This is a genomic window from Lutibacter oricola (assembly GCF_900106565.1).
Classification (GTDB): Bacteria; Bacteroidota; Bacteroidia; order Flavobacteriales; family Flavobacteriaceae; genus Lutibacter; species Lutibacter oricola.
In genome coordinates this window covers 71,972-95,448 of the sequence record NZ_FNNJ01000001.1, presented here as the reverse complement: position 1 = coordinate 95,448, position 23,477 = coordinate 71,972, and the positions used below count along the sequence as shown (strand labels likewise).

At 27.6% G+C, this 23,477-nt stretch carries 28 protein-coding genes; 8 read left to right on the top strand and 20 right to left on the bottom strand.

Translation table 11 applies throughout. The features are described 5' to 3' along the window. The first annotated feature begins 77 nt into the window (after positions 1-77). Positions 78-1,139, top strand: a complete 1,062-nt coding sequence (locus tag BLU40_RS00405) for a lactonase family protein (protein WP_090118588.1) — start codon at positions 78-80, stop codon at positions 1,137-1,139. Here the strand turns inward: BLU40_RS00405 and hemG are convergent. The 4 genes from hemG to BLU40_RS00385 all read right to left on the bottom strand — a co-directional run bounded on the left by hemG (position 1,128) and on the right by BLU40_RS00385 (position 3,944). Beyond that, complete coding sequence (gene hemG / locus BLU40_RS00400) at positions 1,128-1,655, bottom strand: menaquinone-dependent protoporphyrinogen IX dehydrogenase (protein WP_090118586.1); 528 nt, start codon at positions 1,653-1,655, stop codon at positions 1,128-1,130. The two genes, BLU40_RS00405 and hemG, sit on opposite strands and share 12 nt — an antisense overlap. 116 nt (positions 1,656-1,771) lie before the next feature. Further along, a complete protein-coding gene (locus BLU40_RS00395) occupies positions 1,772-1,963 on the bottom strand; it encodes a cold-shock protein (protein WP_090118584.1) in 192 nt (63 codons plus the stop codon). Between the two features lie 64 nt (positions 1,964-2,027). After that, on the bottom strand, positions 2,028-3,023 hold the full coding sequence (locus BLU40_RS00390; RefSeq protein WP_090118582.1) for an NAD(P)H-dependent glycerol-3-phosphate dehydrogenase: 996 nt from the start codon (positions 3,021-3,023) through the stop codon (positions 2,028-2,030). Positions 3,024-3,074: 51 nt separating this feature from the next. Continuing rightward, the gene (locus BLU40_RS00385) at positions 3,075-3,944 is read right to left on the bottom strand and encodes a fructosamine kinase family protein (protein ID WP_090118581.1); all 870 of its coding nucleotides are present in this window, start codon (positions 3,942-3,944) and stop codon (positions 3,075-3,077) included. Between the two features lie 78 nt (positions 3,945-4,022). On the opposite strand from BLU40_RS00385, the gene BLU40_RS00380 reads away from it, so the two are divergent. The 4 genes from BLU40_RS00380 to dut are packed head-to-tail and all read left to right on the top strand — an operon-like array spanning position 4,023 to position 6,749. Next, positions 4,023-5,480, top strand: coding sequence for a lipopolysaccharide biosynthesis protein (locus tag BLU40_RS00380; RefSeq protein WP_090118579.1), 1,458 nt, complete (start codon positions 4,023-4,025; stop codon positions 5,478-5,480). Then, on the top strand, positions 5,440-5,859 hold the full coding sequence (locus BLU40_RS00375) for a hypothetical protein (protein WP_090118577.1): 420 nt from the start codon (positions 5,440-5,442) through the stop codon (positions 5,857-5,859). Before BLU40_RS00380 ends, BLU40_RS00375 begins: the two co-directional genes overlap by 41 nt. Before the next feature lie 11 nt (positions 5,860-5,870). Next, positions 5,871-6,305: an SRPBCC family protein gene (locus BLU40_RS00370; RefSeq protein ID WP_090118575.1), complete on the top strand. Its 435-nt coding sequence runs from the start codon at positions 5,871-5,873 to the stop codon at positions 6,303-6,305. Between the two features lie 12 nt (positions 6,306-6,317). Then, positions 6,318-6,749 carry a dUTP diphosphatase gene (gene dut, locus BLU40_RS00365; protein ID WP_090118574.1) on the top strand — a complete coding sequence of 144 codons (432 nt, stop codon included), beginning with the start codon at positions 6,318-6,320 and terminating at the stop codon, positions 6,747-6,749. Positions 6,750-6,796: 47 nt separating this feature from the next. Here dut and BLU40_RS00360 read toward each other — a convergent pair whose 3' ends face one another. Beyond that, entirely contained in the window at positions 6,797-8,176 is a 1,380-nt protein-coding gene (locus BLU40_RS00360) for a glycoside hydrolase family 30 protein (protein WP_090118572.1), read from the bottom strand. Between the two features lie 182 nt (positions 8,177-8,358). On the opposite strand from BLU40_RS00360, the gene BLU40_RS00355 reads away from it, so the two are divergent. Beyond that, positions 8,359-9,852 (top strand): helix-turn-helix transcriptional regulator, encoded by a 1,494-nt coding sequence (locus BLU40_RS00355; RefSeq protein ID WP_090118570.1) that lies wholly within the window; start codon positions 8,359-8,361, stop codon positions 9,850-9,852. Here the strand turns inward: BLU40_RS00355 and BLU40_RS00350 are convergent. From BLU40_RS00350 to recA, 3 genes are all read right to left on the bottom strand, one after another. Beyond that, positions 9,849-10,775 (bottom strand): ABC transporter ATP-binding protein, encoded by a 927-nt coding sequence (locus BLU40_RS00350; RefSeq protein WP_090118568.1) that lies wholly within the window; start codon positions 10,773-10,775, stop codon positions 9,849-9,851. The genes BLU40_RS00355 and BLU40_RS00350 overlap by 4 nt on opposite strands. 64 nt (positions 10,776-10,839) lie before the next feature. Further along, positions 10,840-11,259: a hypothetical protein gene (locus BLU40_RS00345; RefSeq protein ID WP_090118566.1), complete on the bottom strand. Its 420-nt coding sequence runs from the start codon at positions 11,257-11,259 to the stop codon at positions 10,840-10,842. Then, positions 11,260-12,267 carry a recombinase RecA gene (recA, locus tag BLU40_RS00340; protein WP_090118564.1) on the bottom strand — a complete coding sequence of 336 codons (1,008 nt, stop codon included), beginning with the start codon at positions 12,265-12,267 and terminating at the stop codon, positions 11,260-11,262. 94 nt (positions 12,268-12,361) lie between these two features. On the opposite strand from recA, the gene BLU40_RS00335 reads away from it, so the two are divergent. Both BLU40_RS00335 and BLU40_RS00330 read left to right on the top strand, forming a co-directional pair. Beyond that, positions 12,362-12,877 carry a DinB family protein gene (locus BLU40_RS00335; protein ID WP_245729868.1) on the top strand — a complete coding sequence of 172 codons (516 nt, stop codon included), beginning with the start codon at positions 12,362-12,364 and terminating at the stop codon, positions 12,875-12,877. A gap of 106 nt (positions 12,878-12,983) precedes the next feature. Further along, positions 12,984-15,410: an ATP-binding protein gene (locus BLU40_RS00330; RefSeq protein ID WP_090118562.1), complete on the top strand. Its 2,427-nt coding sequence runs from the start codon at positions 12,984-12,986 to the stop codon at positions 15,408-15,410. Positions 15,411-15,485: 75 nt separating this feature from the next. Here the strand turns inward: BLU40_RS00330 and BLU40_RS00325 are convergent, their stop codons facing one another. From BLU40_RS00325 to rpiB, 12 genes are all read right to left on the bottom strand, one after another. After that, a complete protein-coding gene (locus BLU40_RS00325; protein WP_090118559.1) occupies positions 15,486-16,199 on the bottom strand; it encodes a 3-ketoacyl-ACP reductase in 714 nt (237 codons plus the stop codon). A gap of 131 nt (positions 16,200-16,330) precedes the next feature. Then, on the bottom strand, positions 16,331-16,999 hold the full coding sequence (locus BLU40_RS00320; protein WP_090118558.1) for a haloacid dehalogenase type II: 669 nt from the start codon (positions 16,997-16,999) through the stop codon (positions 16,331-16,333). 10 nt (positions 17,000-17,009) lie between these two features. Beyond that, a complete protein-coding gene (locus BLU40_RS00315; protein WP_175454716.1) occupies positions 17,010-17,453 on the bottom strand; it encodes a DUF2798 domain-containing protein in 444 nt (147 codons plus the stop codon). A 6-nt stretch (positions 17,454-17,459) separates the two neighbouring features. Next, the gene (locus tag BLU40_RS00310; RefSeq protein ID WP_090118554.1) at positions 17,460-18,113 is read right to left on the bottom strand and encodes a DsbA family oxidoreductase; all 654 of its coding nucleotides are present in this window, start codon (positions 18,111-18,113) and stop codon (positions 17,460-17,462) included. Between the two features lie 81 nt (positions 18,114-18,194). Further along, positions 18,195-18,929: an SDR family oxidoreductase gene (locus BLU40_RS00305; protein ID WP_090118551.1), complete on the bottom strand. Its 735-nt coding sequence runs from the start codon at positions 18,927-18,929 to the stop codon at positions 18,195-18,197. Between the two features lie 19 nt (positions 18,930-18,948). Beyond that, complete coding sequence (locus BLU40_RS00300; protein WP_090118550.1) at positions 18,949-19,566, bottom strand: carboxymuconolactone decarboxylase family protein; 618 nt, start codon at positions 19,564-19,566, stop codon at positions 18,949-18,951. 64 nt (positions 19,567-19,630) lie between these two features. After that, positions 19,631-20,044: a hypothetical protein gene (locus tag BLU40_RS00295; protein ID WP_090118548.1), complete on the bottom strand. Its 414-nt coding sequence runs from the start codon at positions 20,042-20,044 to the stop codon at positions 19,631-19,633. Positions 20,045-20,098: 54 nt separating this feature from the next. After that, complete coding sequence (locus BLU40_RS00290; RefSeq protein WP_090118546.1) at positions 20,099-20,662, bottom strand: TetR/AcrR family transcriptional regulator; 564 nt, start codon at positions 20,660-20,662, stop codon at positions 20,099-20,101. A gap of 110 nt (positions 20,663-20,772) precedes the next feature. Continuing rightward, on the bottom strand, positions 20,773-21,354 hold the full coding sequence (locus BLU40_RS00285) for an NUDIX domain-containing protein (RefSeq protein ID WP_090118544.1): 582 nt from the start codon (positions 21,352-21,354) through the stop codon (positions 20,773-20,775). 68 nt (positions 21,355-21,422) lie between these two features. Beyond that, a complete protein-coding gene (locus BLU40_RS00280; RefSeq protein ID WP_090118542.1) occupies positions 21,423-21,866 on the bottom strand; it encodes a GNAT family N-acetyltransferase in 444 nt (147 codons plus the stop codon). Beyond that, entirely contained in the window at positions 21,867-22,775 is a 909-nt protein-coding gene (locus tag BLU40_RS00275; RefSeq protein WP_090118540.1) for a cation diffusion facilitator family transporter, read from the bottom strand. It lies immediately after the preceding gene. Positions 22,776-22,869: 94 nt separating this feature from the next. Next, positions 22,870-23,307, bottom strand: coding sequence for a ribose 5-phosphate isomerase B (gene rpiB, locus BLU40_RS00270; RefSeq protein WP_090118538.1), 438 nt, complete (start codon positions 23,305-23,307; stop codon positions 22,870-22,872). Positions 23,308-23,477 lie beyond the last annotated feature (170 nt).

Here is a 23,477-nt window from a genome sequence, read left to right as displayed (position 1 = left end):
AGTGAAAAACACTAAATTAGCCTATAATATTTGTCAATAAAATTTAAAAAGTATATTAGCTTACCTAATATTTTACCATGATTAAAAAAACTCTATTAGCAATAAGCTTACTTGTTTCTATTCAAGTATTTACTCAAAACAACACTCTTTATGTTGGTTCTTACACTAAAAATACTGAAAGTGAAGGAATTTACACCTATAGTTTTAATCAAAAAACAGGAGTGCTAAATAATAAAAAACTTATTGCTAAAACTGTAAATCCTTCATATTTAGCAATTTCAAAAAACAAAAAATTATTATATACTGTTAGTGAAAATGGAAAAGATGGAGTTGTAAAAGCTTATAATATTACTAAAAAAGGAAAATTAAATTTTATAAACGAAGTAAATAGTAACGGCGCAGGACCTTGCCATGTTGAAATTAATAAATCTACAAACAAAGTAGTAACGTCTAATTATGGCGGTGGAACTGTTTCAATATATAATGTAAATAAAAACGGAAGTTTAAACGAGGCGTTTCAAGTAATAGATCATAATATTAAAGAAGATAAAGCTAGAGCTCACTCAGCTCAATTTTTAAAAAACAACCTATTTATTGCAGATTTAGGTCGAGATTTTTTATCGCATTACATAAAAAAAAATAACAATTATGTACTTAAAAAACAGCATTTAATGAAAAATGGTGCAGGGCCTAGGCATTTTGAAATTTCAAAAAAAGGAAAATTTATTTATGTTATTAACGAGTTAAATTCTACTGTTACTGTTTTAAAAAATGATGGAGGAAATTATAAAAACGTACAAAGCATTGGTACTTTAAAACACGGTTATATAGGCAAAAACTCTTGTGCTGATATTCATTTATCTAAAAACGGAAAATACTTGTACGGCTCTAATAGAGGTGAAAATAGTATTGTTGTATTTAAGGTTGATAAAAAAACTGGAAAGCTTTTAAAAATTCAAAATATAAGTGTTGAAGGTAATTGGCCTAGAAATTTTAAGCTGTCTCCAAATGGTAAATTTATGCTTGTTGCTAACCAAAAGAGTAATAATATTTCTGTTTTTAAAGTAGATAAAACATCTGGTAAACTAACTTATAAAAATAGTTATAATACCCCTTCACCTGTTTGTTTAAAGTTTTAAAACTGTTTCTGCATATTGTTCAACTCGTTGCCAATTTGTATATTCAATTTTAGCATTTTTATTGGTTGGGCCTTTCGTAATCCACATAATAAATTGAATCATTAGTCTATCGAAATATTTATATTTTTTATAATCTAACATTCCTGCAAATACCTCAACATAAGTAGGTTTCCAGTCTATTTTTTTAAAAAATTTAATTACATAAGGGTTTGTAGTTGGTGTATTTTTTTCGGGTTTACGTGCAACCAAATTCACCGAAAAAAAGGAAGTTTTTATAGCGTCTAACTCTGTTTTATTATTATTTATAAACTCTATAATTTTTAGATGATGTAAGCCATACCTAATACTAGAACCAATAACTAGTTTATCAAAACTTAAAACATCTTCATTAAAATTTTCAATATTAAAAATCTCAATAGCTTGATTCTTCGACAAAAAATACTCTTGAATTTTAGTACAAATTTTTAATGTATGCCCATCTATTGAACCGTATAAAATTCCAACTCTGTTCGCCATTTTTAGTTCTTTTATTAAATATTAAAGTTACCCAAATTTTAGCTAATACTGCGGATAAATAAAAAAGCTTACCAACAAGGTAAGCTTTCAAATTCTTTTAAAAAGTTATAGAAATATTAAATTACTTTAACATTAACTGCGTTTAACCCTTTTTTGCCTTCTTTAAGTTCGAATTCTACGGTATCACCTTCTCTAACTTCGTCAATTAAGCCTGAAATGTGAACAAAATGATCATTACTTGAACCTTCTTCTGTAATAAATCCAAATCCTTTAGATTCATTAAAAAATTTTACTGTACCTGTTTTCATTATATAGTTTTAATAGCTATCAAAAGTACTACTTTTAGTATTCTTTAAAATTAAATAATTGTTATTAATCTAACTTTTCTGTTAGCTTAACAAATACTTTTTTTGGGTTTTTATTTTGATACAAAATTTGATAAACTGCATCAATTATTGGCGTATTTGCCTTGTTTTTTTCATTTAAAACATAAGCACTTTTTGCTGCGTAATAACCTTCGGCTATCATACTCATTTCCATTTGAGCACTTTTTACAGTGTAACCTTTACCTATCATATTACCAAACATTCTATTTCTACTAAAAGTAGAATAACCTGTTACTAGTAAATCGCCCAAATAAGCAGAGTTATTAATATTACGTTTCATTTTATGAACCTTTTTAATAAAACGTTTCATTTCTCTTATTGAGTTAGACATTAAAACAGATTGAAAGTTATCTCCATACCCCAAACCGTGTGCAACTCCAGCCGCTATTGCATATATGTTTTTTAGCATTGCTGCATACTCAGTACCAATAATATCATCAGAAATTTTAGTTTTTATATAGCGACTTTTTATACAATTACTAACAACAGTAGCTTTATCCATATCTCGACAAGCAATTGTTAAATATGATAAACGCTCCATTGCAACTTCTTCTGCATGACAAGGACCCGTAATTACACCAATATTTTCGAATGGGATATTTAGTTTTTGGTTGAAATGCTCGCCAACAATTAATCCACTTTCAGGAATAATTCCTTTAATAGCTGAAAAAACAATTTTTGAACTTAAACTCTCTGTAATTTTATCAAATTCTGCTTTTACAAAAGCCGAAGGAACTGCAAAAATTAAAATATCTGCATAATTAACTATTTCGTTAATATTACTTGAAATATTTAGTTGTTCCATTTTAAACTCCGCAGAGCTTAAATAATTTGGGTTATGATGGTTTTCTTTTATATAATCTACTGTAGATTGTTTTCTAATATACCAGCCAACTTCATTTAAGTTTTCGCACAACATTTTTACAATAGCTGTTGCCCAACTTCCGCTTCCTAAAACGGCAACTTTAGGTTTATCACTCATTTATAAGTTGTTTTAAAGGGTAAATGTAAATAAATTGAAACAATTGATTCCTTAAAATTCTGTTATTATGTTTTCAATACTTTCTAAATATGAGTCTCCAAAAATATTTAAATGTACTAACAGTGGGTACAAATGATAAAAATTATTTCGAAGATTAAAGCACGGTTTTAAAGGATACATTTCGTGATAAGCTTTATAAAATTTTTCTGAAAAGCCACCAAAAAGTTGTGTCATAGCAATATCTGCTTCTCTATGCCCAAAATATGCTGCAGGATCTATAAATACAGCATTTCCATTTTTTGAACACATAAAATTTCCGTGCCATAAATCGCCATGAACTGCAGAAGGTTTTTCTTTAGGAAAAATTTCAGAAATCTTTTTATATAAACCCTCAAACTGATTTACATGTTTTGTTTCAATTTTTTTTGAATCAAAAGCTAATTTAACTTGTGGTTTTAACCTGTTTTCAACATAAAAATCAGAAAAATTATCGAAAAAACTATTGTTTTGCGGTAATTGTCCCATAAAATTTGAAGCTGCTAATCCAAATTTATCACTTTTTTGCTGGTGCAAACTAACCAGTTGAGCTGCAAAATTCTCCCAAAACTTTGTTGTTTCTTTACCTGTCTCAATCCATTCTAATACTAAAAATGCAGTATTTTCAAAAATACCTTCAATAATAATTTCAGGAACCAAAGCAGTGTTATTCTTCAAAAATTGTAAACCTAAAACTTCTTCTTTAAAGCCGTTTTCAAATACTTGTGTTGAATTTATTTTTACAAAAAACAAATGTGTATTTGAAATTAATTGGTAAGTTTTATTAATAGAGCCACCTTCTACTTGTTTCCAATTATAACTCGACTCTGTCTGTAATTGTTTATTTAAACAACTCTCTATATATTCTTTTAACTTTAAATCCATTTTACATATTTAATGAAGCAAAATTAATACTAATAGCTTTAATTTTTTACTTTTATACATTAATTTATAAAACTCAATTTGAGCGCACTTAAAAGATTTTTTAAAGACACCATTATTTATGGAATTGCAGCAGTATTACCACGTGTAATTAATTTTATGCTTGTTCGAGTACATACCGATGCTTTACCAACAAATAACTATGCTGAAAACACCAATTTTTATATTTGGATTGCACTACTTTCTGTTCTTCTAACTTTTGGAATGGAAACTGCTTTTTTTAGGTTTTATAAAACCGAAGACAAAAAGGATGCTTTAATTTCAACAGCTTTTATAAGTGTATTTACAACAGCTTTGCTATTTGTAATTATTGCATTTAGTTTTTCAGGTTTTTTTACTTCAATATTCGATTTTGAAAACAACCCATTACAACTTAAATTATTAATTGGTATTATTGCTTTAGACACTTTAATGGTAGTACCTTTTGCTTATTTAAGAGCCTCAAATAGGCCAATAAAATATACAGCCATAAAATTGATTAATGTTGGTGTTATTGTAGCTATAAACTTATTATTTTTAAAATACATTCCAGAGTTTAAAGCGGCCCAAAAAAGTATTCCAAATTTTTTAAATGAAATTTCAAACAATACAACTAAAGTTAACTTTATTTTTATTGCAAATATTATAGGTAGTGCTATTTGTTTTCTATTACTTATACCCTATTTATTAAAGTTTAAATGGAGTTTTAACACGCAATTATTTAAAAAAATGGTTTCGTATAGCTGGCCTATCGCAGTTGCAGGTGTTGCCTATGTTATTAACGAAAATTTAGATAAAATATTAATTGGTAAAATAATTGATAAAGATGCAATGGGAATTTATTCAGCTTGTTATAAACTTGCCATTTTTATGAATTTATACATTATGGCTTTTAGGTTAGGTGCTGAACCTTTCTTTTTTAATCATTCCGACAAAAAAAATGCCAAAGAAACCTATGCTAAAATTTTAAACTATTTTATTATAGTTGGTGCTTTAGTGTTTGTAGGTATTGTTGTTTTTATAGATCTTTTAAAACGCCCTTTTATAAACGAAGCCTATTGGGAAGCTATAATTATTGTACCAATTGTATTGTTAGCTAACTTATTTTTAGGAGTTTATCACAATTTAGCTATTTGGTACAAACTAACGGATAAAACACGTTATGCTATGATATTTTCCATAATAGGAGCCGTTATTACTATTGTAGTTAATGTATTATTAATTCCAAAAATAGGTTTTATAGCATCTGCTTGGGCAACCTTATTAGCTTATGGAACTATGATGATTCTCTCTTATTTTATAGGTAAAAAATATTATCCTGTACCTTATAATTTAAAAAAGTCAGGAAGCTATTTAATAAGCTCAATAACAATAGCTTATATTTCATTTAATTATTATAGAGAAAATTATTTTGTATCTTTAGGTTTAGTATTTCTATTCGCGTTTCTAATTTTTTGGAATGAAAAGAAAGAATTACAAGCCATTTTTAAAAGAAAATAATTACGTTTTGGTTCAATACAACTTTAATAAAACTACAAATACTCTTGAAACTAAGTTTTCAGAAAAAGTAACTTTAAATGAAATTATTAATTATATACAATCCACTAAAAACAACAAGAAAAATCCAAGAACGCTAAAAATTCTTACAGATACATCAACTGCTATTTTTAATTTTTCTATTGAAAATTTGGGGAGAATTGTTGAAGAAAATAATAAATCTCTAGAAAAATACAATTGTATAATTGATGCCATTATTGTTGATAACCCTAAGAATACTGTACTTACCGTATTATATAAAGAACTTGCTAAAACACCCAAATATCAATTCAAAATATTTGCTACAAAAAATGCAGCTAAAAAATGGCTAAATATATTTTGAAATAACACACTATGAAATTAAATGACTCTATTATTGTTGAACAAAACTTTAATTCTTCACTAACAAAAGTTAGGAATGCCATTACTAAAATTGATTTAATGCGACAATGGTTTTTTAATAATATTCCAGATTTTAAAGCTGAAAAAGGGTTTAAAACTCAATTTAATGTAAGCTCTGGAGAACGAAATTTTTTACATTTGTGGGAAATAGTTGATGTTGAAAAACATAAAAAAATTGTATATAATTGGAAATATCAAGAATACACAGGAAACTCTTTTGTGTTTTTCGAGCTAATCGAAAAAAAACATAAAGTAAAATTAATAGTTACCTGTAAAATTACTGAAGATTTCCCTTCAAACATTCCAGAATTTACATCTGAAAGTTGTAAAAATGGATGGAATTATTTTATTAAAGACAGACTAAAAGAATTTATAGAAAAGAAATAAAAAAACAATCAAATGCAAATACAAATTATAAACAAATCTAAGCACGAATTACCAAACTACGAAACCATTGCTTCTGCAGGAATGGATTTAAGAGCTAATATAGATGCTGCTATTACCTTAAAACCATTAGAAAGAGCCATTATTAAAACCGGTTTATTTATTGCTTTGCCTGTTGGTACCGAAGCACAAGTACGTCCACGTAGTGGTTTGGCTGCTAAAAAAGGAATTACTGTTTTAAACGCTCCTGGAACTGTAGATGCAGATTATAGAGGTGAAATTGGTGTAATTTTAGTAAATATTTCTAACGAAGACTTTATTATTAACGACGGAGAACGCATAGCCCAATTAGTAATTGCAAAACACGAACGTGCAGAATGGGATGTAGTTGAAGTATTAAGCGAAACTGAACGTGGCGCTGGTGGATTTGGTTCTACAGGAGTATAAAAATATAATAAAAAGGACTTCAAATTTTGAAGCCCTTTTTATTATTTTTAATCAATTACTATGGCGGTAATTCCATTTGCTGGTATCATAAATTCTTGAACTTTAGCACCAATTGTAAGTCTATAAGGTGAATCTTTTTTATCTGTATTTTGAATCAAAATCTTAACTTTTCCATCAGGGCTTTTAACCGTAATCATAGGTTTTTTAGAAATTGATGAAATACGAACATCTCCAGGTTTTATAAACTTACTTACAATGTACATTGCGTTATAATCTGGATTATACTGTACTGTTTTGTTAGTTCTATCAATATTTATAAGCGAGTTCTGTGTCCATTCCCAACCACTTTCTGTAGTTTCGTTTAAAATCATATTCCAGTAACAATAGTTTGTTAAGCCGCTATTAATGTATTCTGAAATTTCTTCTAATCTATGGTTAGCTTGTTCTACACTATTTTTACCATTGTAACAATGCCCTTCTGTATGAAACATTTTTAGGTTTGGATTTATTTTAATAGCATCGGTAATAATTAATGGGTTGGTGTATTGTAAACCAACTCCTGCAAGTTGATTTGCTTTTTCCATTTTTAAAAACTCAATCAAATCTAATTGTTCTGCAGTTCTAAATGTTCCTGCATAAATTTTAGTATCAAGATTATTCTTTTCAAAAGCAGGAATCATATATTCAGTTGCAAATTTTAACATTTGAGCTGGAGGCATTGTACAACTTGGATATTTTGTATTGGCATCATTTTCATTTTGAATAGCAATTCTATCTATTTTAACGCCATTTTTTGCATATTCTTCAACATAATTTACAAAGTATTTTGCATAAGCTTTATACACTTTATCTTCATCTCTAAACATATTTGGCTTTTCAGTTAAGCCAGTCATTGAGTTGTTTATTTTCATCCACGCTGGAGGACTCCAAGGTGAACCAAAAACTAATAAATCTGGATTTACTTTTAAAGCACCTTTTATGTAAGGAAGCACATATTTTTTATCTCTTTTAATACTGAAGTGTTTCATTTTATAATCTTCAAAAACTTCTGAATAACTATAAGCATCTATACCAAAATCACTTGCACCAATTGCTGTTCTACAAAATGTAAATCCGGCATTATCTAGAGCAAATAAATTTTCTAAAACCTCTTTTTGTTTTGCGTTACCTAAACTTAATAATGCTTCACCTCCAATTTCATTAAATGCTCCTCCAATACCTTCTATAGTTTGAAATTCTATTTCTGGATAAACAGCAATTTCGTGCCCCCACCTAATTTTTTCTGTTGGAGAAGTTACTTGTTTTTCTTCCAGAGGATTTGCTTTACCTTCTTCTAGAGAAACATAATATAATTGAATATTTTTAGTATTCTGAGCTGTAATTTGAAGTGAAATAAATGAGATACATATTAATAATAAGTGCTTCATAATTAATTTTTAAAGGTTAAACTATTCTTAGTTATTAAAATAGATACATCAAATATATTAAGACTATCACATAGTTAACTGAAATCTATGTGGACAATATATGGACAAACTACTTTTTTATTTAGAAGATATAAGATATCTTTAACCATAAGCATACATTAGCTATTCCAAATTATTTATTAATGATTTTTAGATTAAAAAACACATTATTATTTCTACTTATTATTACTTGTTTTCAGTTTGAATTTCAAGCTCAAAATAAAGAAGTAGATTCATTAATTGGTGTAGCTGAACAACATTTAAAACAATCTAAACTATTAACAGGTACTGCAAATTACCCAGAAGCATACGATTTACTTTGGAATGTTTTAAGTGTAGCCGATTCTATTAAAAATTCTGAATTAAAATATAAATCGTACCAACAACTTTCTATTTTATATTCCATTTTTCATAATAAAACAAAAGCGGTAAATTGTTTAGATTCTATGTTTGTATATGCTAAACTTTCTAAATTTAATAACCGAAAATTAGAGTTAACTGGTGCACATTATACAACTGCAGTTACCTACCGAATGAATGAAAACTACCCGTTAGCAAAAAAACATTTGGCTATTTGTAATCAGTTATTCGATTCGTTAAACTATCCATTTAAAAAAAGAATATTTGTATTGTCTGAAACGGCTCATATACATACTTTAGAAGGTAATTTTAAAAATTCTGAAATTATTTTACGCACAATTTCAAACGAAATTTCATCTAAAAACAAGTTCAATTCAATTCTCTACTCTATGTGGGGAGATTTGTATTTTGAAAAAGGAAATAAACAGAAAGCGCTTGAATTTTATACCAAAAGTTTGGCCACCATTTCTAAGCAAAAAACTAGAATAGGTTTAAGGGTTGAATTGCTTGAAAAAATTTCATCTATAAATCAAGAATTGGGAAATTACAAAATGGCACTTGAACAAATAAATGAATCTAAAATACTGGGAGACAGTTTATTTGGTGGTAGAAGTGCTAGTAACCATAAACTATTTGAAATAAAAGATTCTTACAGAAAAGCTATAGAGAACCATCAAAAAATTCAACAAAAACAACAAGTAAAATTATTGCAAAACGATAAAGAAAAATTAAATCAAAAGTTGACATTTTCTACCTTGTTAATACTTGTTTGTTTAATAGCTGCAGCAATAGTAATTATTCTTTTACGAAAAAAACATGCCATTGAAAAAAAGCTAGAAAAAGAACGATCGTTAACTGCTATTGAAATTAAGAAAAAAGAGCTAGCTGTAACTGCTTTGCAATTAATTGAAAAAGATAATTTATTAGATGAAGTAAAAAAAGGATTGGATAAAGTTAAAACGGAAACAAAAAGTTCTGCCGTTGAAGATATTAAAAGTACCATTCGTGTTAACTCTGCAAAAAATTGGGAAGATTTTGAAACTAGGTTTGTTCAAATTAACAGTAATTTTTATACTGCTTTAGGTGAAAAGCATTCTAATTTAAGTGCTAGTGAACTAAAAATATGCGCGCTAATTAAGTTGAATTTTTCAAGTAAGGAAATGGCTAAACTTTTAGGAATTTCGCCTGAAAGCATAAATAAAGCACGTTATAGATTAAGAAAGAAATTAGGATTAAGTAGAGAAGATAATTTGGTAACCTATATTAATGGTTTTTAATTAAATTCTATAAAAACTACCTCATCATTTTCTATAGAACATTCACTTTCTATAAATAATGTTTTACCTTTAAATTCAACTTCAATTAAATAATAACTTCCTTTAAAATAAGATGAAGTTACCGTTACTTTTAACGCAGAATTTTCAACTATTTTAATCTCATTCGGATAAAAAAGTTGTTTGTTTTTAACTCCTGAAATTTTAGAAGGAACTTTATTAATTTCATTAAAAAATGAAGCTACATATGCATTTTTAGGTTTATTATAAATAGTTTCTGGTGTTCCTTGTGCTTCAATTTTAGCATCTTTTAAAACTATTATTTCATTAGCAAATGAAAGTGCATCAGTAGTATCGTGCGTGGCAACAATACACAGTATATTTTGAGATTTTAAGTATTTAAAAAGGCTTCTGCGTAACTTATTTTTTCTAAAATTATCTATATGGCTAAAAGGTTCATCTAACAACAAAACTTCTGGTTCTTTTGCCAAAACTTTTGCTATGGCAACTCGTTGTTTTTGACCTCCACTTAAATTTACAACCTTTGTTTTTAAAAAGTTGGACATATCAACAACCTCCAATAGTTCAGCTATTCTTTTACTTCTGTTTTTATCTAAATAAGATAAGTTTTTACCTACATTTTCTTCAACAGTAATGTATGGCATTAAATCGAAATCTTGCGGAAGGTATTTCATAAAACCTTCACCAGGAATTAAGTTAAATGTTGGCCCTAGCAATTTTGTATTGTTCCAAAATACAGTTCCTTTTTCAATATGCAATAAGCCATAAATAATTTCTAAAAGTGTACTTTTTCCGCATCCACTTTCTCCAACTACAGCAATATAATCGCCTTTATTTGCAGTAAAGGAAATATTATTTAAAACCTCATTGCTATAACTAAAAGATATGTTTTTGACTTTTAACATGGTGTAAAAATACAAAACGCCTTAAATGAATTAAGGCGTTCTAGGTTATATTTTAAGAATTAAATTAAAACGTATGTTCTAAATTTTCTAATGTATTGGTTAAATCTTTTACATTGAAGTTTATATCTAACAATTCAATTGCCTTATTTACGGTACTACAATACTCTGTAGTTAAATCGTAATTACTAAACTCTGTTTGTAAAAGATGCGATAAAGCAGTAATCATAGGTTTATCTACTAACTGAACTGAAAGATGCTCTTTTTTAATGATATTTTTTTTAATATCTACTAATGTCTGAATATCTTCTAATTCAAATTCTACTTCAACACTTCTTAAATCTACCAAAATTTTGTGAATAGAATTCCACTCTGGTTTAGCTACAATATCTAGCACCTGAGCTTTGTATTTATCTATACAAAAATCACCTTCATACCTAATAATTAATAGGTTTTTTTCGGTAAAAGTTTGGTAGTTAATTATCATTTATTCCTCTGCGTTTATAGCTTCTGTAATTTTAGTTTCTAATTCTTCAGCTAATTCTGGATTGTCTAAAATTAAACCTTTTACAGCATCTCTACCTTGACCTAATTTTGTATCTCCATAACTAAACCAAGATCCACTTTTTTTAACAATTCCAAATTCAACACCTAAATCTAAAATTTCACCTGTTTTAGAAATTCCTTTTCCGTACATAATATCAAATTCTGCAATTTGAAAAGGTGGAGCCACTTTATTTTTAACAACTTTTACTTTAGTGCTGTTACCAATAACTTTATCTCCGTCTTTAATTTGAGTTCTTCTTCTAATATCTAAACGAACAGACGCATAAAACTTAAGTGCATTACCACCAGTTGTAGTTTCTGGATTACCGAACATTACTCCAATTTTTTCACGTAATTGGTTAATAAAGAAAACTGTACAGTTTGTTTTATGAATTGTACCTGTTAATTTACGTAAGGCTTGAGACATTAAACGAGCGTGTAATCCCATTTTAGAATCTCCCATTTCTCCTTCAATTTCACTTTTTGGAGTTAAAGCTGCTACAGAATCGACAACAACAATATCAATAGCTCCAGAGCTAATTAAATTATCTGCAATTTCCAATGCTTGCTCACCGTGATCTGGTTGAGAAATAATTAAATTATCTACATCTACGCCTAATTTTTCAGCATAAAAACGGTCAAATGCGTGTTCTGCATCAATAAATGCAGCAATTCCACCAGCTTTTTGAGCTTCAGCAATTGCGTGTAAAGTTAACGTTGTTTTACCCGAAGATTCTGGTCCGTAAATTTCAATAACTCTACCACGAGGATATCCACCCACACCTAAAGCTAAATCTAAACCTAATGATCCTGATGAAATTGAATCTATATCTTCAATAGCAACATCACCCATTTTCATTACGGTACCTTTTCCATAAGCTTTATCTAATTTATCTAAAGTAAGTTGTAATGCTTTTAATTTTGCTGCTTTTTCTTTGTCTTCTGCCATAATCTATAAAAATGCGTTATTTATTTATCGCTAAAATATAAAAAAGTATTGAGTATATTTAGCGTTTATATATAATTTATTAACCGTTTTTAATATGAAATTAAAAGTAGTATTTTTTATAATTACATTTATGATATTCAATAATTTACAATCTCAAAATACCGTTAAATCTGCTTTTTTATTGAAGTGGGAAAATTCAAAAAATTATTTATTAAAAATTGCTGAATCTATGCCCGAAGAATACTATAGCTTTAAACCTACAGAAAGGCAAATGAATTTTGAAGATCAATTACTTCATATTAGACAAAATATGCTTTGGTTAAGCACTACTTATTTTACTAAAAATAATAAAGAAAAACCTTCTAAAATTAATCCAAAAACCAAACAAGAAACTATAAATGCTTTAACAACATCTTTTAACGAAGTTTCAAAAATAATTAGCACAATTTCAGAAAAAGATTTAACTATTGAAGTTGATTTTTTTGCAGGACCTAAAAGTAAACTACAAATTTTGAACTTATTACAAGATCACGTTACTCATCATCGCGGACAATTAATAGTATATTTAAACTTAAACAATATTGAACCTCCTAAATTCTCTGGTTGGTAAATTTAATAACTTAAAGTAATCCATAAAAAACTATTAATCCATTAAAAAAACTAATCTTAATAATAACGCAGTTTTTTGTATATTTACTTAACTCAATCCCTATAAAATGAATGAATTAGATACTAACTATAAACCCTTTACACCAGCTAAAATTCTTAAGCCATTTTACGTGTTTACAGTATGTATTATGCTAATTTTTATAGCTACTCTAATTTACCTTTTTAGTACTGGTCCAAATAAATTTATAAAATACCAAGTTCAAGAGTTTGAAAATTTACTAATTCAATCAAAAAAAGATTATATACAAACTGCAGTTAATGGTGTTGTACAAGATATTGAAATAAAGGAAAAAATACTTTTAGCAAAACTAGAAAAAGAAAACCCTTCACTTTTAAAAAACGAATCTGTACTTGATAGTATTATTAAAAAGGAAATGTACTTTCATATTAGCAACAAAAAGCTAATTAACAATGGTTATGTATGGGTAAATGAAGTGCTTAACTATAATGGAGGCGATAATTATGCTATTAGGCTAGTACATCCTAATTTAAAAAATACAGAAGGCGAATATTTATCTACTAATACAAAAGATATTAAAGGAAATAAACCCTATTTAACAGAATTAAATGGAGTTAAAAAAGATGGTCAATTATTTTTTAAATATTGGTTTAAAAAACCTAATAGTAACAAAATTGAACAAAAACTTACCTATGCTAAATTGTACAAAAAATATAATTGGATTATAGCTACGGGAGTTTACCTAGATGATATAGAAGAACTTACTGCTGCTGAAATAAGTAAAAGTAAAAGTATTATTCAAAATCAGTATTTAGTTACAATTTCAATTATTTTTATATCGTTTATTTTAATTTTAATAACAACAAATTATTTTAAAAAACGCATTTCAAATACCATCTTTTATTATACAAAAGAAGTTGAAGAAAGAGAACTGTTACTTAAAGAATTTAATTCAAATTTAGAACAACTTGTAGAAGAGAGAACAGATCAATTAAATGAAAGTGAATTACGTTACGCAGCTTTATTCAAAAAAAATCAATCGGTAATGTTATTATTAAATCCAGAAACAGGTTTAATTATTGACGCCAACCAAGCTGCTATAAATTTTTATGGTTATACTTTTAAAGAGTTAACTTCTATGAAAATTAGCGAAATTAATACACTTCCGGTTGAAGAAACAAAATCAAAAATAAAAGATGTACTTGTAAATAGTTCAAAACATTTTTATTTTAAACATAAACTAGCCAACAATACAATTAAAGATGTTGAAGTACATGTAGAAAAAATTATTGTTGAAGGTGAAGAACAACTCTATTCGATTATTTATGATTTATCCGAACTTAAAAAAACAAAAAAAGAACTAATAAAAGCTAAAGAAAAAGCGGAAGAAAGCGATAGATTAAAATCTGCATTTTTAGCAAATATGAGTCACGAAATTAGAACACCAATGAATGGTATTCTAGGTTTTTCTGAGTTATTAAAAAACCCAAAACTATCAGGTAATTTACAACAAGAGTACATTAAAATTATTGAAAAAAGTGGACATAGAATGTTAAATATCATTAATAATATTATTGATATTTCTAGAATAGAATCTGGTTTAATGAAAGTTAAATTAGAAGATTCAAACATTAATAAACAAGTAGAATACATTTATAAATTTTTTAGTCCAGAAGCAGAAGCTAAAGGAATAAAACTGGCAATAAATAACCAACTTCCTGCTGCAAAATCGATTATTAATACTGATTCTGAAAAAGTATATGCAATATTAACTAACCTTGTTAAAAACGCAATTAAATATACCAATAAAGGAACTATAGTTTTTGGATATACTAAAAAAGATAATTACCTAGAGTTTTATGTGCAAGATACTGGTATTGGAATTCCAGAAAATAGAAAAAAAGCAGTTTTTGAACGTTTTATTCAAGCAGATATTGCAGATAAAATGGCTCGTCAAGGTGCTGGTTTAGGGCTTTCTATTTCTAAAGCTTTTGTAAAAATTTTAGGAGGTGATATTTGGGTTGAAAGCGAAGAAAATGTTGGTTCTACATTCTACTTTACACTGCCTTATAACAATAAAACAACAAAAGAAAAGCTAGTTAATACTACACCTATTTCTAATAATGTAGGTACTAAAACAAATGGATTAAAAGTTTTAATAGCTGAAGATGATGAAATTTCAGAAACTTTATTATCTATTGCTTTAAAAGATATAAGTAGCGAAATAATTAGAGTTAAAAATGGAATTGAAGCTATTAAAAAAGTTAAAAATACACCAGACATTGATTTAGTGCTAATGGATATTCAAATGCCTAGAATGAGTGGATATGAAGCAACATTAGAAATTAGAAAGTTTAATAAAAACATTAAAATAATAGCTCAAACAGCCTTTGGTTTATCTGGCGACCGAGAAAAAGCTATTAATGTTGGGTGTAACGATTATATTTCTAAACCTATAAATAAAAATGAGTTGTTAAAACTAATTCAATCTTTATTTAAAGCTACAGTAGTTTAAACTTTAAAACATAATTAAAAAGCCTCTAATTAATAATTTAATCAGAGGCTTTTTTATTGAACTATAAATCACTTTTTAAGGATTTGTAGACCATAAAGATGCATTTGCTAACATAGCTCTTCTAGGTAATTTTAAACCACCTACAATTAATTCTGCAAAATCTTCTGGCTGTAATACTTTTTCAGGGTTTCCGTCAGTAATTCCTATATCTAAAGTCATATCTGTAGCAATAGTACTAGGTGTTAATGTAGTAACTCTAACATTATTTTTACGTACCTCTTTCATTAAAGATTCAGAAAAACCAATAACTGCAAATTTTGAAGCTGAATAAGCAGTTAGGTTAGCATTTCCGTTTAAACCAGCAGTTGATGCAACATTAATAATATCTCCTTGATTATTCTCTAATATATGCGGTAAAACTTCTTTAGTAACATAATACATTCCTAAAACATTTACCTGAATCATACTTTCAAAAACGCTCACTTCCATTTCGCTAAAAGGTCCAAAAGCAGCAATCCCAGCATTGTTTATTAAAATATCTACACCTCCTAAATTAGAAATAATGTTTTTAATGCCTGTTTTTACTTCTTCATAATTTCCAACATTAAAAACTTCGTAAACCGCATTTACACCCAAAGCTTTTATTTCTTCAGTAGTTTTAATTAAACTTTCTTCATTTCTTCCGGTAATGGCTACATCAATTCCTTCTTTTGCAAACGCAATTGCTGTTGCTCTACCTAAACCTCTACTTCCACCAGTAATAATGGCCTTTTTATTTTTTAACTCCATTTTTTATATAATTTTTTTCAATATTATTTCTAATTAATTTCAATACCCAAAGTTGCAATTTTATTACTTCAATTTTTAGTTTGAATATTAATTTTTCAAAATTATTCATTCTATTCAACTTAACTATTGAACTATTTCAATTTTGAAGATAATTCTGAAATATTTTTTATTTCAGCTGTTGGTTCAATTCCCCAAGGATCAAATATTGCATCCGGTGAACGTTGTACCCAAGCAGTTTTCATACCATAAGAAGTTGCTCCAATAACATCAAACGGATTGCTTGAAATTAACCAAGAATCTGATTTATTAGATTTTGTTTGTTTATTGAAATACTCATACACTTTTGGACTCGGTTTAAACATTTTTACATCTTCTACACTTACAACTCCATCAAAATAATTTATTATTTCTGCATTAATTAACAAGTTTGAAACTGCATTGGCACTTCCGTTTGAAAAAGCATACAATTTATGTCCGTCTTCCTTTAATTTTTGAAGTCCTTTTTTAACATCAGGAAAACTAGGTAGCACTTTATACTCATCCATCAAAGCACTTTTTTGAGCATCAGATAAATTCACTTTAAACGTTTTACAACTATACTCTAAAGCATCTTTTGTACATACAGAAAAATCGACAAATTTGTTCATTAAACCTCTTCTAAAGGAATACTCTAATTGTTTATTTCGCCAAGATTCCATTACTGGTTTTGCTTTGTCTCCAATCATTTTTTCTAGTGAATTGAAAATTCCTGATGTGTTTATTAATGTTCCATAAACATCAAATGCTAAAGTGTATTTCATAATGGCTTATTTAATTTTTTACTGCTAGTTTTCGTTTTGTAACTATTGGTTTTACAATTCCACCAACCACTAGAACCATAACCATAAATATTGGTAGGTTATTAATTAGTTCACTTGAATACAATTGAAAAAACTGATTGGAATTTTGATAGTTACGCAAGACTACAACCGATAAACCTGTCATTAAAGTTCCAATAATACTAATCATTGGAATTACATAAGCAAAACCTTGAATTACCAAATGTTTATTGCCTAATAATTTTTCAATTAACTTATTTAAAGTAGGAATTAATACAGCTGCAATTGGAAAAATAACCAATAATGCCAGAGCATAAAGTGTTAACCAATTTTCTAAAAATAACTGTTCTTGTGCTAATTTTCGATACGTTAACAAAGCCGTAATAATTGCCAATAGTATTACTATTGGTATAAATTTTTTAATTTTTTCGCTCAAACCTATTTAATTTTCTTTTTCACTTAATAATTGAGTTAATACTTGCTTATAAACATCAACTGGTTGTGCTCCTCTTAAAGCGCTTGTTGAATTAAAAACCATTGTTGGCACCGATGAAATACCTCTACTTTGCCAAAATTGTTCTTTAGCTATTATTTTATCTAGTGCTTCTTTGTTTTCTAATCTTTTTAATGCTTCAGTTTTATCTAATCCAACGCTTTCAATTTCTTGTAGTAAAATTTCTCTTTTTGAAATATCTTTTCGTTCACTAAAAAATGCTGTTACAAAATGTACATTTAATTCAGTTTGCTTACCTTCTTCTTGCGCATAATCCAATAAAATATGAGCCTCTCTGGTGTTTACAATTCTCATTTCATCAAAATAATCAAATTTGAAACCTAACTCTGCTCCAAACTCAGTCAATCTTTCCTGAGATTGCTTTTGTTCTTCTATACTTGAACCATATTTTTCAGCAATATGTTCAATTACATTTTGACCTTTAGCAGGCATTTGTGGATTCAATTCAAAAGGTTGCCATTCAATCTCTATTTTATCTTCTACTCCCAACTCTTCAATTGCTTTTTCTAATCGTTTATAACCAATTGTGCACCAAGGATAAACAACATCTGAAACAATATCTATTTTTAATTTTTTTTTCATTTTGTAACATTATTCAATCTGAATATAACCATTAAGAAATGACTTCAAAAATGAAATCACTTCTTTTATATTTCTAAATAATTATTCTTCAGCTTCAGCTAAAACTACATTATCTGAAAAACTTTGATAAGCTGCTTCAAACTGTTTTGCCATTTCATCAGGAAATAAGTGAAAATCTCCTTTATCTAAGGCATCAACAATTCCTTCTGAAACTACAGTTGTTGGAAATGCTTCTGTAAAACCAGCTCTAGCTGACATATCAGTATCAATTGGTCCTGGATGAACACTTAATACTTGCACTCCTTTTGCTCCTAACTCAACTCGTAATCCCTGAGTTAAAGAATAAGCTGCAGCTTTTGATGCAGAATATGTTGAAAGTGGTGTGAAATTTTTAATGGAAGCTACTGAATTTAATTGCACAATGGCTCCTTTATTTTTTTCTAAGGTATTAGCAAAAGCGTTCGCTACTCTCAACAAACCAAATGCATTTACATTTAACTGATTTTTAAAATCTTCAACTGAATTTTTACCAATTGTTGATTGAGGTGTTCCAACTCCAGCATTGTTTACTACTATATCAACATCAGTTGTTTTTGCAGCTAGATTTATTATTGATTTATCATCTGAAACATCTCCTTGAATTGTTTCCACTTTATCTCCATATTCTTCCTCTAACTCTTTTGTTGAAGCAATATTACGAACAGCTAAATACACCTTTTTAGCTCCTTTTTCTATAAACGTTTCAACAATTTGTTTGCCAATTCCTCTATTTGCACCCGTTACTAACGCTACTTTGTTTTCTATTTTAATACTCATAATTTTATTTTTTAGTTAGTTATACGTTTCCATTTTTTTTCTTCCAAGTAAATTTATCAAACGCGTTATCTACTGGCGTTTCTGCTAAATGGTTTGTGTAATTACTAATTACTTTTTGTGAAAGACCCAAAACAATGTCTAATATCTGTCTGTTAGTATATCCTACAGTAAAAAACTTCTCTTTTTGCTCTTTTGAAAGATGACCACGCTCTCTAACAATTTCTAATGTAGTTTCACGTAATACTTCTAATTTTTCAGTTGGTAATGGTTCTTCGTTTCTTAATGCTTCAGTAATTGCTGAATCTACTTTCATCATATTTGCAATTCCTGTATGTGCAGGAACACAATACGTACATTCGTGTTCTACATTAATTGTTTGCCATACAACCGTTAATTCATCGGCATTGAATGATGATTCAGAAAATAATTTATGTAATGTTTGGTATGCTTCATAAATTTGAGGAGATTCAGCTAACGTACCGTGTAAATTAGCTATAAATCCGTATGCTTTTTTTGAAGCTTCCAACATTGGTTTACTTCCTTCTGGTGCTGTTTCTACTGTGTGAATTTTAAATGTGTTACTCACCCAATTTCTATTTGCATTTTGGTGTTCGTGATTTTTCTCTGAAAAGTTCATAATTATTTGTTTTAATTTTATTTGATTATTTTATCTAAGCTTTTGCTTAGTTTTAAGTTAAATTTTAATTACTATTTCTGTTTAAAAATAAGTTTACAGCTACTAAAAATATATACCCAATTGGCATATATGGAGGTTTTGTTTCCATAGGTAAAATTTCGGCCGGTACATCTAGATGCAAATGCGTATATACCGCAACAATCATAATACCCACAACGGTTATATTTCCTAAATAGAATAATTTATTTCTAAATGAAGGATTTAATTTATTGGCTCTAAATGCAACATAAATTAATAGTAATCCTACTCCTACTTCGCTAAATTTTACAACGTATTGCATAAAATCTGGAAATGGAAATCCAATAATTGTAAGGTGTTTATAAATAAATGTTTTAAAAGGTTCTCCAAATTTTGCCAATCCTGGAACTAACATTATAAATCCTAATATTCCTGTTACTATTTTTACTAATTTTCTCATTTTATAATTATTTTATTTACTAAGCGACCGCTTAGTTATTGATTAAAAAAAAGGTTATATGCTTTTAAAGATCATTTCAATATAATCTTCCATTTCCTTTTTAGAATTTACTCTTGTTGCAGCCGCTAATCCGTGTTTTGCTAATAATAAATAGTTAGCTTGTTTTAAAACGGTTTCTTCATCTTTAGAAGAATCTGATTTTATTTTTTCAATAAATATTTCTTTCAAATTATCCATAAAATTGCTCATCTGCTCTTTAATCATTTCATCTTCACTTTGAGCAAACTCATTATATGTATTGGTAACAAAACAACCTTTATTATTTCCTTTCAATTCAGAAACTTTTATAGAATTATAAAAGAATTCTTTAATATCTTCTATTCCATTGTTTGACTTTCTCAATTTATCAAACATCAATTTTGTTTTTCTTTTATAAGTTTTTAAACTTTCAAGAAAAACACCTTGCTTACTTCCAAAACTAGCATACATAGAAAATTGGTTAATACCCATTTCCTTTTCCAACATACGAACTGAAGTATTCTCATACCCATTTCTCCAAAACAAATGCATTGCTTTTTCAATTACTTCTTCTTCGTTATATTGTTTTTTACGTGCCATTGTTTATAATTACAATGCAAAACTAAGCAATTGTTTAGATATACACAAATTTTTACTAAGCATTTGCTTAGATTAAGTATATAAAATATTAATAATCAGACATTTTATTTTTATAATAACTTATTAATTTGGGCGTATTGCAATAAAATAACCGTTTTAGCATCGCAAATTTCTCCTGTTGAAACAAGTTGAATTGCTTTTTTAAAGTCCATTTCTAACACTTCAATTTCTTCGGTTTCTTCTTCTAAACCACCTCCATCACTAATTTTCATATCGCTTGAATATTCAGCAATAAAATAATGAATTTTTTCGGTAACTGCTCCAGGAGTTGAAAACAATTCGAATAGCTTTTTAGGTTCTGAAATTTTATAACCAACCTCTTCTTCAGCTTCTTTTTTTATACAAGTAACAGGATCATCTTTATCTAACATACCAGCACATACTTCTATCATCATTCCATCTTCATTTTCATTTAAATAACATGGCATTCTAAATTGTTTTGTTAAAATTACTTTCTTTTCTGAAGCATTGTACAATAAAATACAAGCTCCATCTCCTCTATTGTAACTTTCGCGTGTTTGATTTTGCCATTCTCCATTTTTAGTTTGGTAATCAAAATCTACTTTATCTAATTTATACCAATCGTTCGAAAGGTTTTCTATTTTATTTATTTTTACTTTTGGGTTTTTCATTTATGCATTTAATTTTTTCAAAAGTAACATTCGACTCTGCTCAGTTACCAAAATAATTTTTATTTATTTTACTCATTTAACATTTCTATATGTGGAATTCCATCTTCTAAATATTCTTGTCCTTTTTGAATAAAACCGTGAGATTCGTAAAATTTTTTTAAATATTTTTGAGCCGAAATTTTGATAATTTTTTCATTAAAATAATCTTTTACTGCTTTTATGGAAGCTTCAAAAATTATATGCCCAAAACCATTAATTCTTTCCTTTTCAGCAACTACTACTCTGCCAATACTAGCTTTATTAAAATAATCTCCTGGTTTAAAAATACGTGTATAAGCTACTATTTTTTCATTTTTATAACCTAAAATATGTACTGCTTTTTGATCTTTAAAATCAATATCCTGATATACACAATCTTGCTCAACTACAAATACTTCACTTCGTAATTGAAGTATTTCATAGAGTTCATCCTTAGTTAATTCAGAATACTTTTTAATTTTTATTTGGAGCATTTAATCTTGTTTTATCAATTCTTTTAAATCGTCTCTATTAATTTCTGGTTGTAAATTAGAGTGATTTATATGAAATTTTTCTAATAGTATTTTTTCAACTTTTTCACAAACTTCATCAAATTGAGATAGTTTAATATCTTTTTTAAACTGCATATGCGCTTCAAAATGACAATCGTGATCGTTTAATTGCCAAATATGTACGTGATGAATATTTTTAATTTCTTCAACCTTTAAAACTTCATTTACAACTTCATCTATATTAATATGTTTTGGTGCAAATAACATTAATATTTTTGTTGAATCTAATAAAATACTCCAACTCATATATATTAAATAAACAGAAATTATTAAGGTTAATACGGCATCTATCCAATAAACTTGGTAATATTTCATTAATAATCCACCAATTAAAACAGCAACTGAAGTTAACATATCTGTTAATAAATGAAGGTATGCCGATTTCATATTTAAGTTATGTTCAGCATCTTTTTTAAGTAATAATACACTAAATCCGTTTGCTGCAATACCTAAAATAGCTAACCAAATAACTAAATTACTTTCTATTTCTTGAGGATTATTAAATCGTTCAAAAGCTTCTTTAGCTAAAAAAATAGCAACTACTATTAAGGTAGAAGAATTTATAAATGCAGCTATAATTTCTGCACGTTTATAACCAAAAGTATATTGCTTTGTTTGTTTCTTTTTTTTTGTTAAAATATTTGCTATATAACTAATTATTAAAGAAATAACATCTGAAAAATTATGAACAGCATCAGAAATTAAAGCTAAACTACCAGAAATAAATCCACCTATTAATTGAGCTACAGTAATTACTACATTTAATACTATAGAAATTAATAAGTTTCTGCCTGATAAAGTTGGATGATGGTGTGAATGATGATGACCCATTATTTATAAATAAAAAATACCAATCAAATTTACATAACATTATATAATGATTGCAATTTAATTGGTATTAAAATTTATACGTTACTAATTTAGTTTAACAACAACTTGTAGGTATTTTATCTATTCTTGTTTGGTGGCGTCCACCTTCAAATTCAGTATTTAAAAATATATCTACAAAACCTAATGCTTGTTGTAAAGAAACAAATCTAGCAGGAATTGTTAAAACATTAGCATCATTATGTAATCTTATTAATTCTACAATTTCATTATTCCAAACTAAACCAGCTCTAATACCTTGGTGTTTATTAGCTGTCATTTGAGCTCCATTTCCACTACCACACAAAATAATTCCATATTTAGCTTCACCTTTTTCAACAGCATCAGCTACTGGATGAATAGCATCAGAATAATCCATACTTTCATTAGTATCGGTTCCAAAGTTTAAAACTTTTATACCTTTGTTTTCTAATTGTTTAATAATTTCGAATTTGTACTCAGTACCAGCGTGATCATTACCAATTGCAATTACCATTTTTTTAGTTTTGTTAATAAGTTAGATTGCAAAAGTACAAATTCACGGTTATTAACAGTAAAAAAATTGATTGTTAATAGTTATTTTTAATTTACTGATTAACAATAGATTTACATTTAATTAACAATGTGGATAAGTTTACACTTAAAAAAGACAAGTATTTTTTGTTT

Excerpts from the sequence above, each read along its gene's own strand:
- BLU40_RS00405 (WP_090118588.1), top strand. The coding sequence starts at position 78 with ATGATTAAAAAAACTCTATTAGCAATAAGCTTACTTGTTTCTATTCAA.
- hemG (WP_090118586.1), bottom strand. The coding sequence starts at position 1,655 with ATGGCGAACAGAGTTGGAATTTTATACGGTTCAATAGATGGGCATACA.
- BLU40_RS00395 (WP_090118584.1), bottom strand. The coding sequence starts at position 1,963 with ATGAAAACAGGTACAGTAAAATTTTTTAATGAATCTAAAGGATTTGGA.
- BLU40_RS00390 (WP_090118582.1), bottom strand. The coding sequence starts at position 3,023 with ATGAGTGATAAACCTAAAGTTGCCGTTTTAGGAAGCGGAAGTTGGGCA.
- BLU40_RS00385 (WP_090118581.1), bottom strand. The coding sequence starts at position 3,944 with ATGGATTTAAAGTTAAAAGAATATATAGAGAGTTGTTTAAATAAACAA.
- BLU40_RS00375 (WP_090118577.1), top strand. The coding sequence starts at position 5,440 with ATGAAAAGAAAGAATTACAAGCCATTTTTAAAAGAAAATAATTACGTT.
- BLU40_RS00370 (WP_090118575.1), top strand. The coding sequence starts at position 5,871 with ATGAAATTAAATGACTCTATTATTGTTGAACAAAACTTTAATTCTTCA.
- dut (WP_090118574.1), top strand. The coding sequence starts at position 6,318 with ATGCAAATACAAATTATAAACAAATCTAAGCACGAATTACCAAACTAC.
- BLU40_RS00360 (WP_090118572.1), bottom strand. The coding sequence starts at position 8,176 with ATGAAGCACTTATTATTAATATGTATCTCATTTATTTCACTTCAAATT.
- BLU40_RS00355 (WP_090118570.1), top strand. The coding sequence starts at position 8,359 with ATGATTTTTAGATTAAAAAACACATTATTATTTCTACTTATTATTACT.
- BLU40_RS00350 (WP_090118568.1), bottom strand. The coding sequence starts at position 10,775 with ATGTTAAAAGTCAAAAACATATCTTTTAGTTATAGCAATGAGGTTTTA.
- BLU40_RS00345 (WP_090118566.1), bottom strand. The coding sequence starts at position 11,259 with ATGATAATTAACTACCAAACTTTTACCGAAAAAAACCTATTAATTATT.
- recA (WP_090118564.1), bottom strand. The coding sequence starts at position 12,267 with ATGGCAGAAGACAAAGAAAAAGCAGCAAAATTAAAAGCATTACAACTT.
- BLU40_RS00335 (WP_245729868.1), top strand. The coding sequence starts at position 12,362 with ATGAAATTAAAAGTAGTATTTTTTATAATTACATTTATGATATTCAAT.
- BLU40_RS00330 (WP_090118562.1), top strand. The coding sequence starts at position 12,984 with ATGAATGAATTAGATACTAACTATAAACCCTTTACACCAGCTAAAATT.
- BLU40_RS00325 (WP_090118559.1), bottom strand. The coding sequence starts at position 16,199 with ATGGAGTTAAAAAATAAAAAGGCCATTATTACTGGTGGAAGTAGAGGT.
- BLU40_RS00320 (WP_090118558.1), bottom strand. The coding sequence starts at position 16,999 with ATGAAATACACTTTAGCATTTGATGTTTATGGAACATTAATAAACACA.
- BLU40_RS00310 (WP_090118554.1), bottom strand. The coding sequence starts at position 18,113 with ATGAAAAAAAAATTAAAAATAGATATTGTTTCAGATGTTGTTTATCCT.
- BLU40_RS00305 (WP_090118551.1), bottom strand. The coding sequence starts at position 18,929 with ATGAGTATTAAAATAGAAAACAAAGTAGCGTTAGTAACGGGTGCAAAT.
- BLU40_RS00300 (WP_090118550.1), bottom strand. The coding sequence starts at position 19,566 with ATGAACTTTTCAGAGAAAAATCACGAACACCAAAATGCAAATAGAAAT.
- BLU40_RS00295 (WP_090118548.1), bottom strand. The coding sequence starts at position 20,044 with ATGAGAAAATTAGTAAAAATAGTAACAGGAATATTAGGATTTATAATG.
- BLU40_RS00290 (WP_090118546.1), bottom strand. The coding sequence starts at position 20,662 with ATGGCACGTAAAAAACAATATAACGAAGAAGAAGTAATTGAAAAAGCA.
- BLU40_RS00285 (WP_090118544.1), bottom strand. The coding sequence starts at position 21,354 with ATGAAAAACCCAAAAGTAAAAATAAATAAAATAGAAAACCTTTCGAAC.
- BLU40_RS00280 (WP_090118542.1), bottom strand. The coding sequence starts at position 21,866 with ATGCTCCAAATAAAAATTAAAAAGTATTCTGAATTAACTAAGGATGAA.
- BLU40_RS00275 (WP_090118540.1), bottom strand. The coding sequence starts at position 22,775 with ATGGGTCATCATCATTCACACCATCATCCAACTTTATCAGGCAGAAAC.
- rpiB (WP_090118538.1), bottom strand. The coding sequence starts at position 23,307 with ATGGTAATTGCAATTGGTAATGATCACGCTGGTACTGAGTACAAATTC.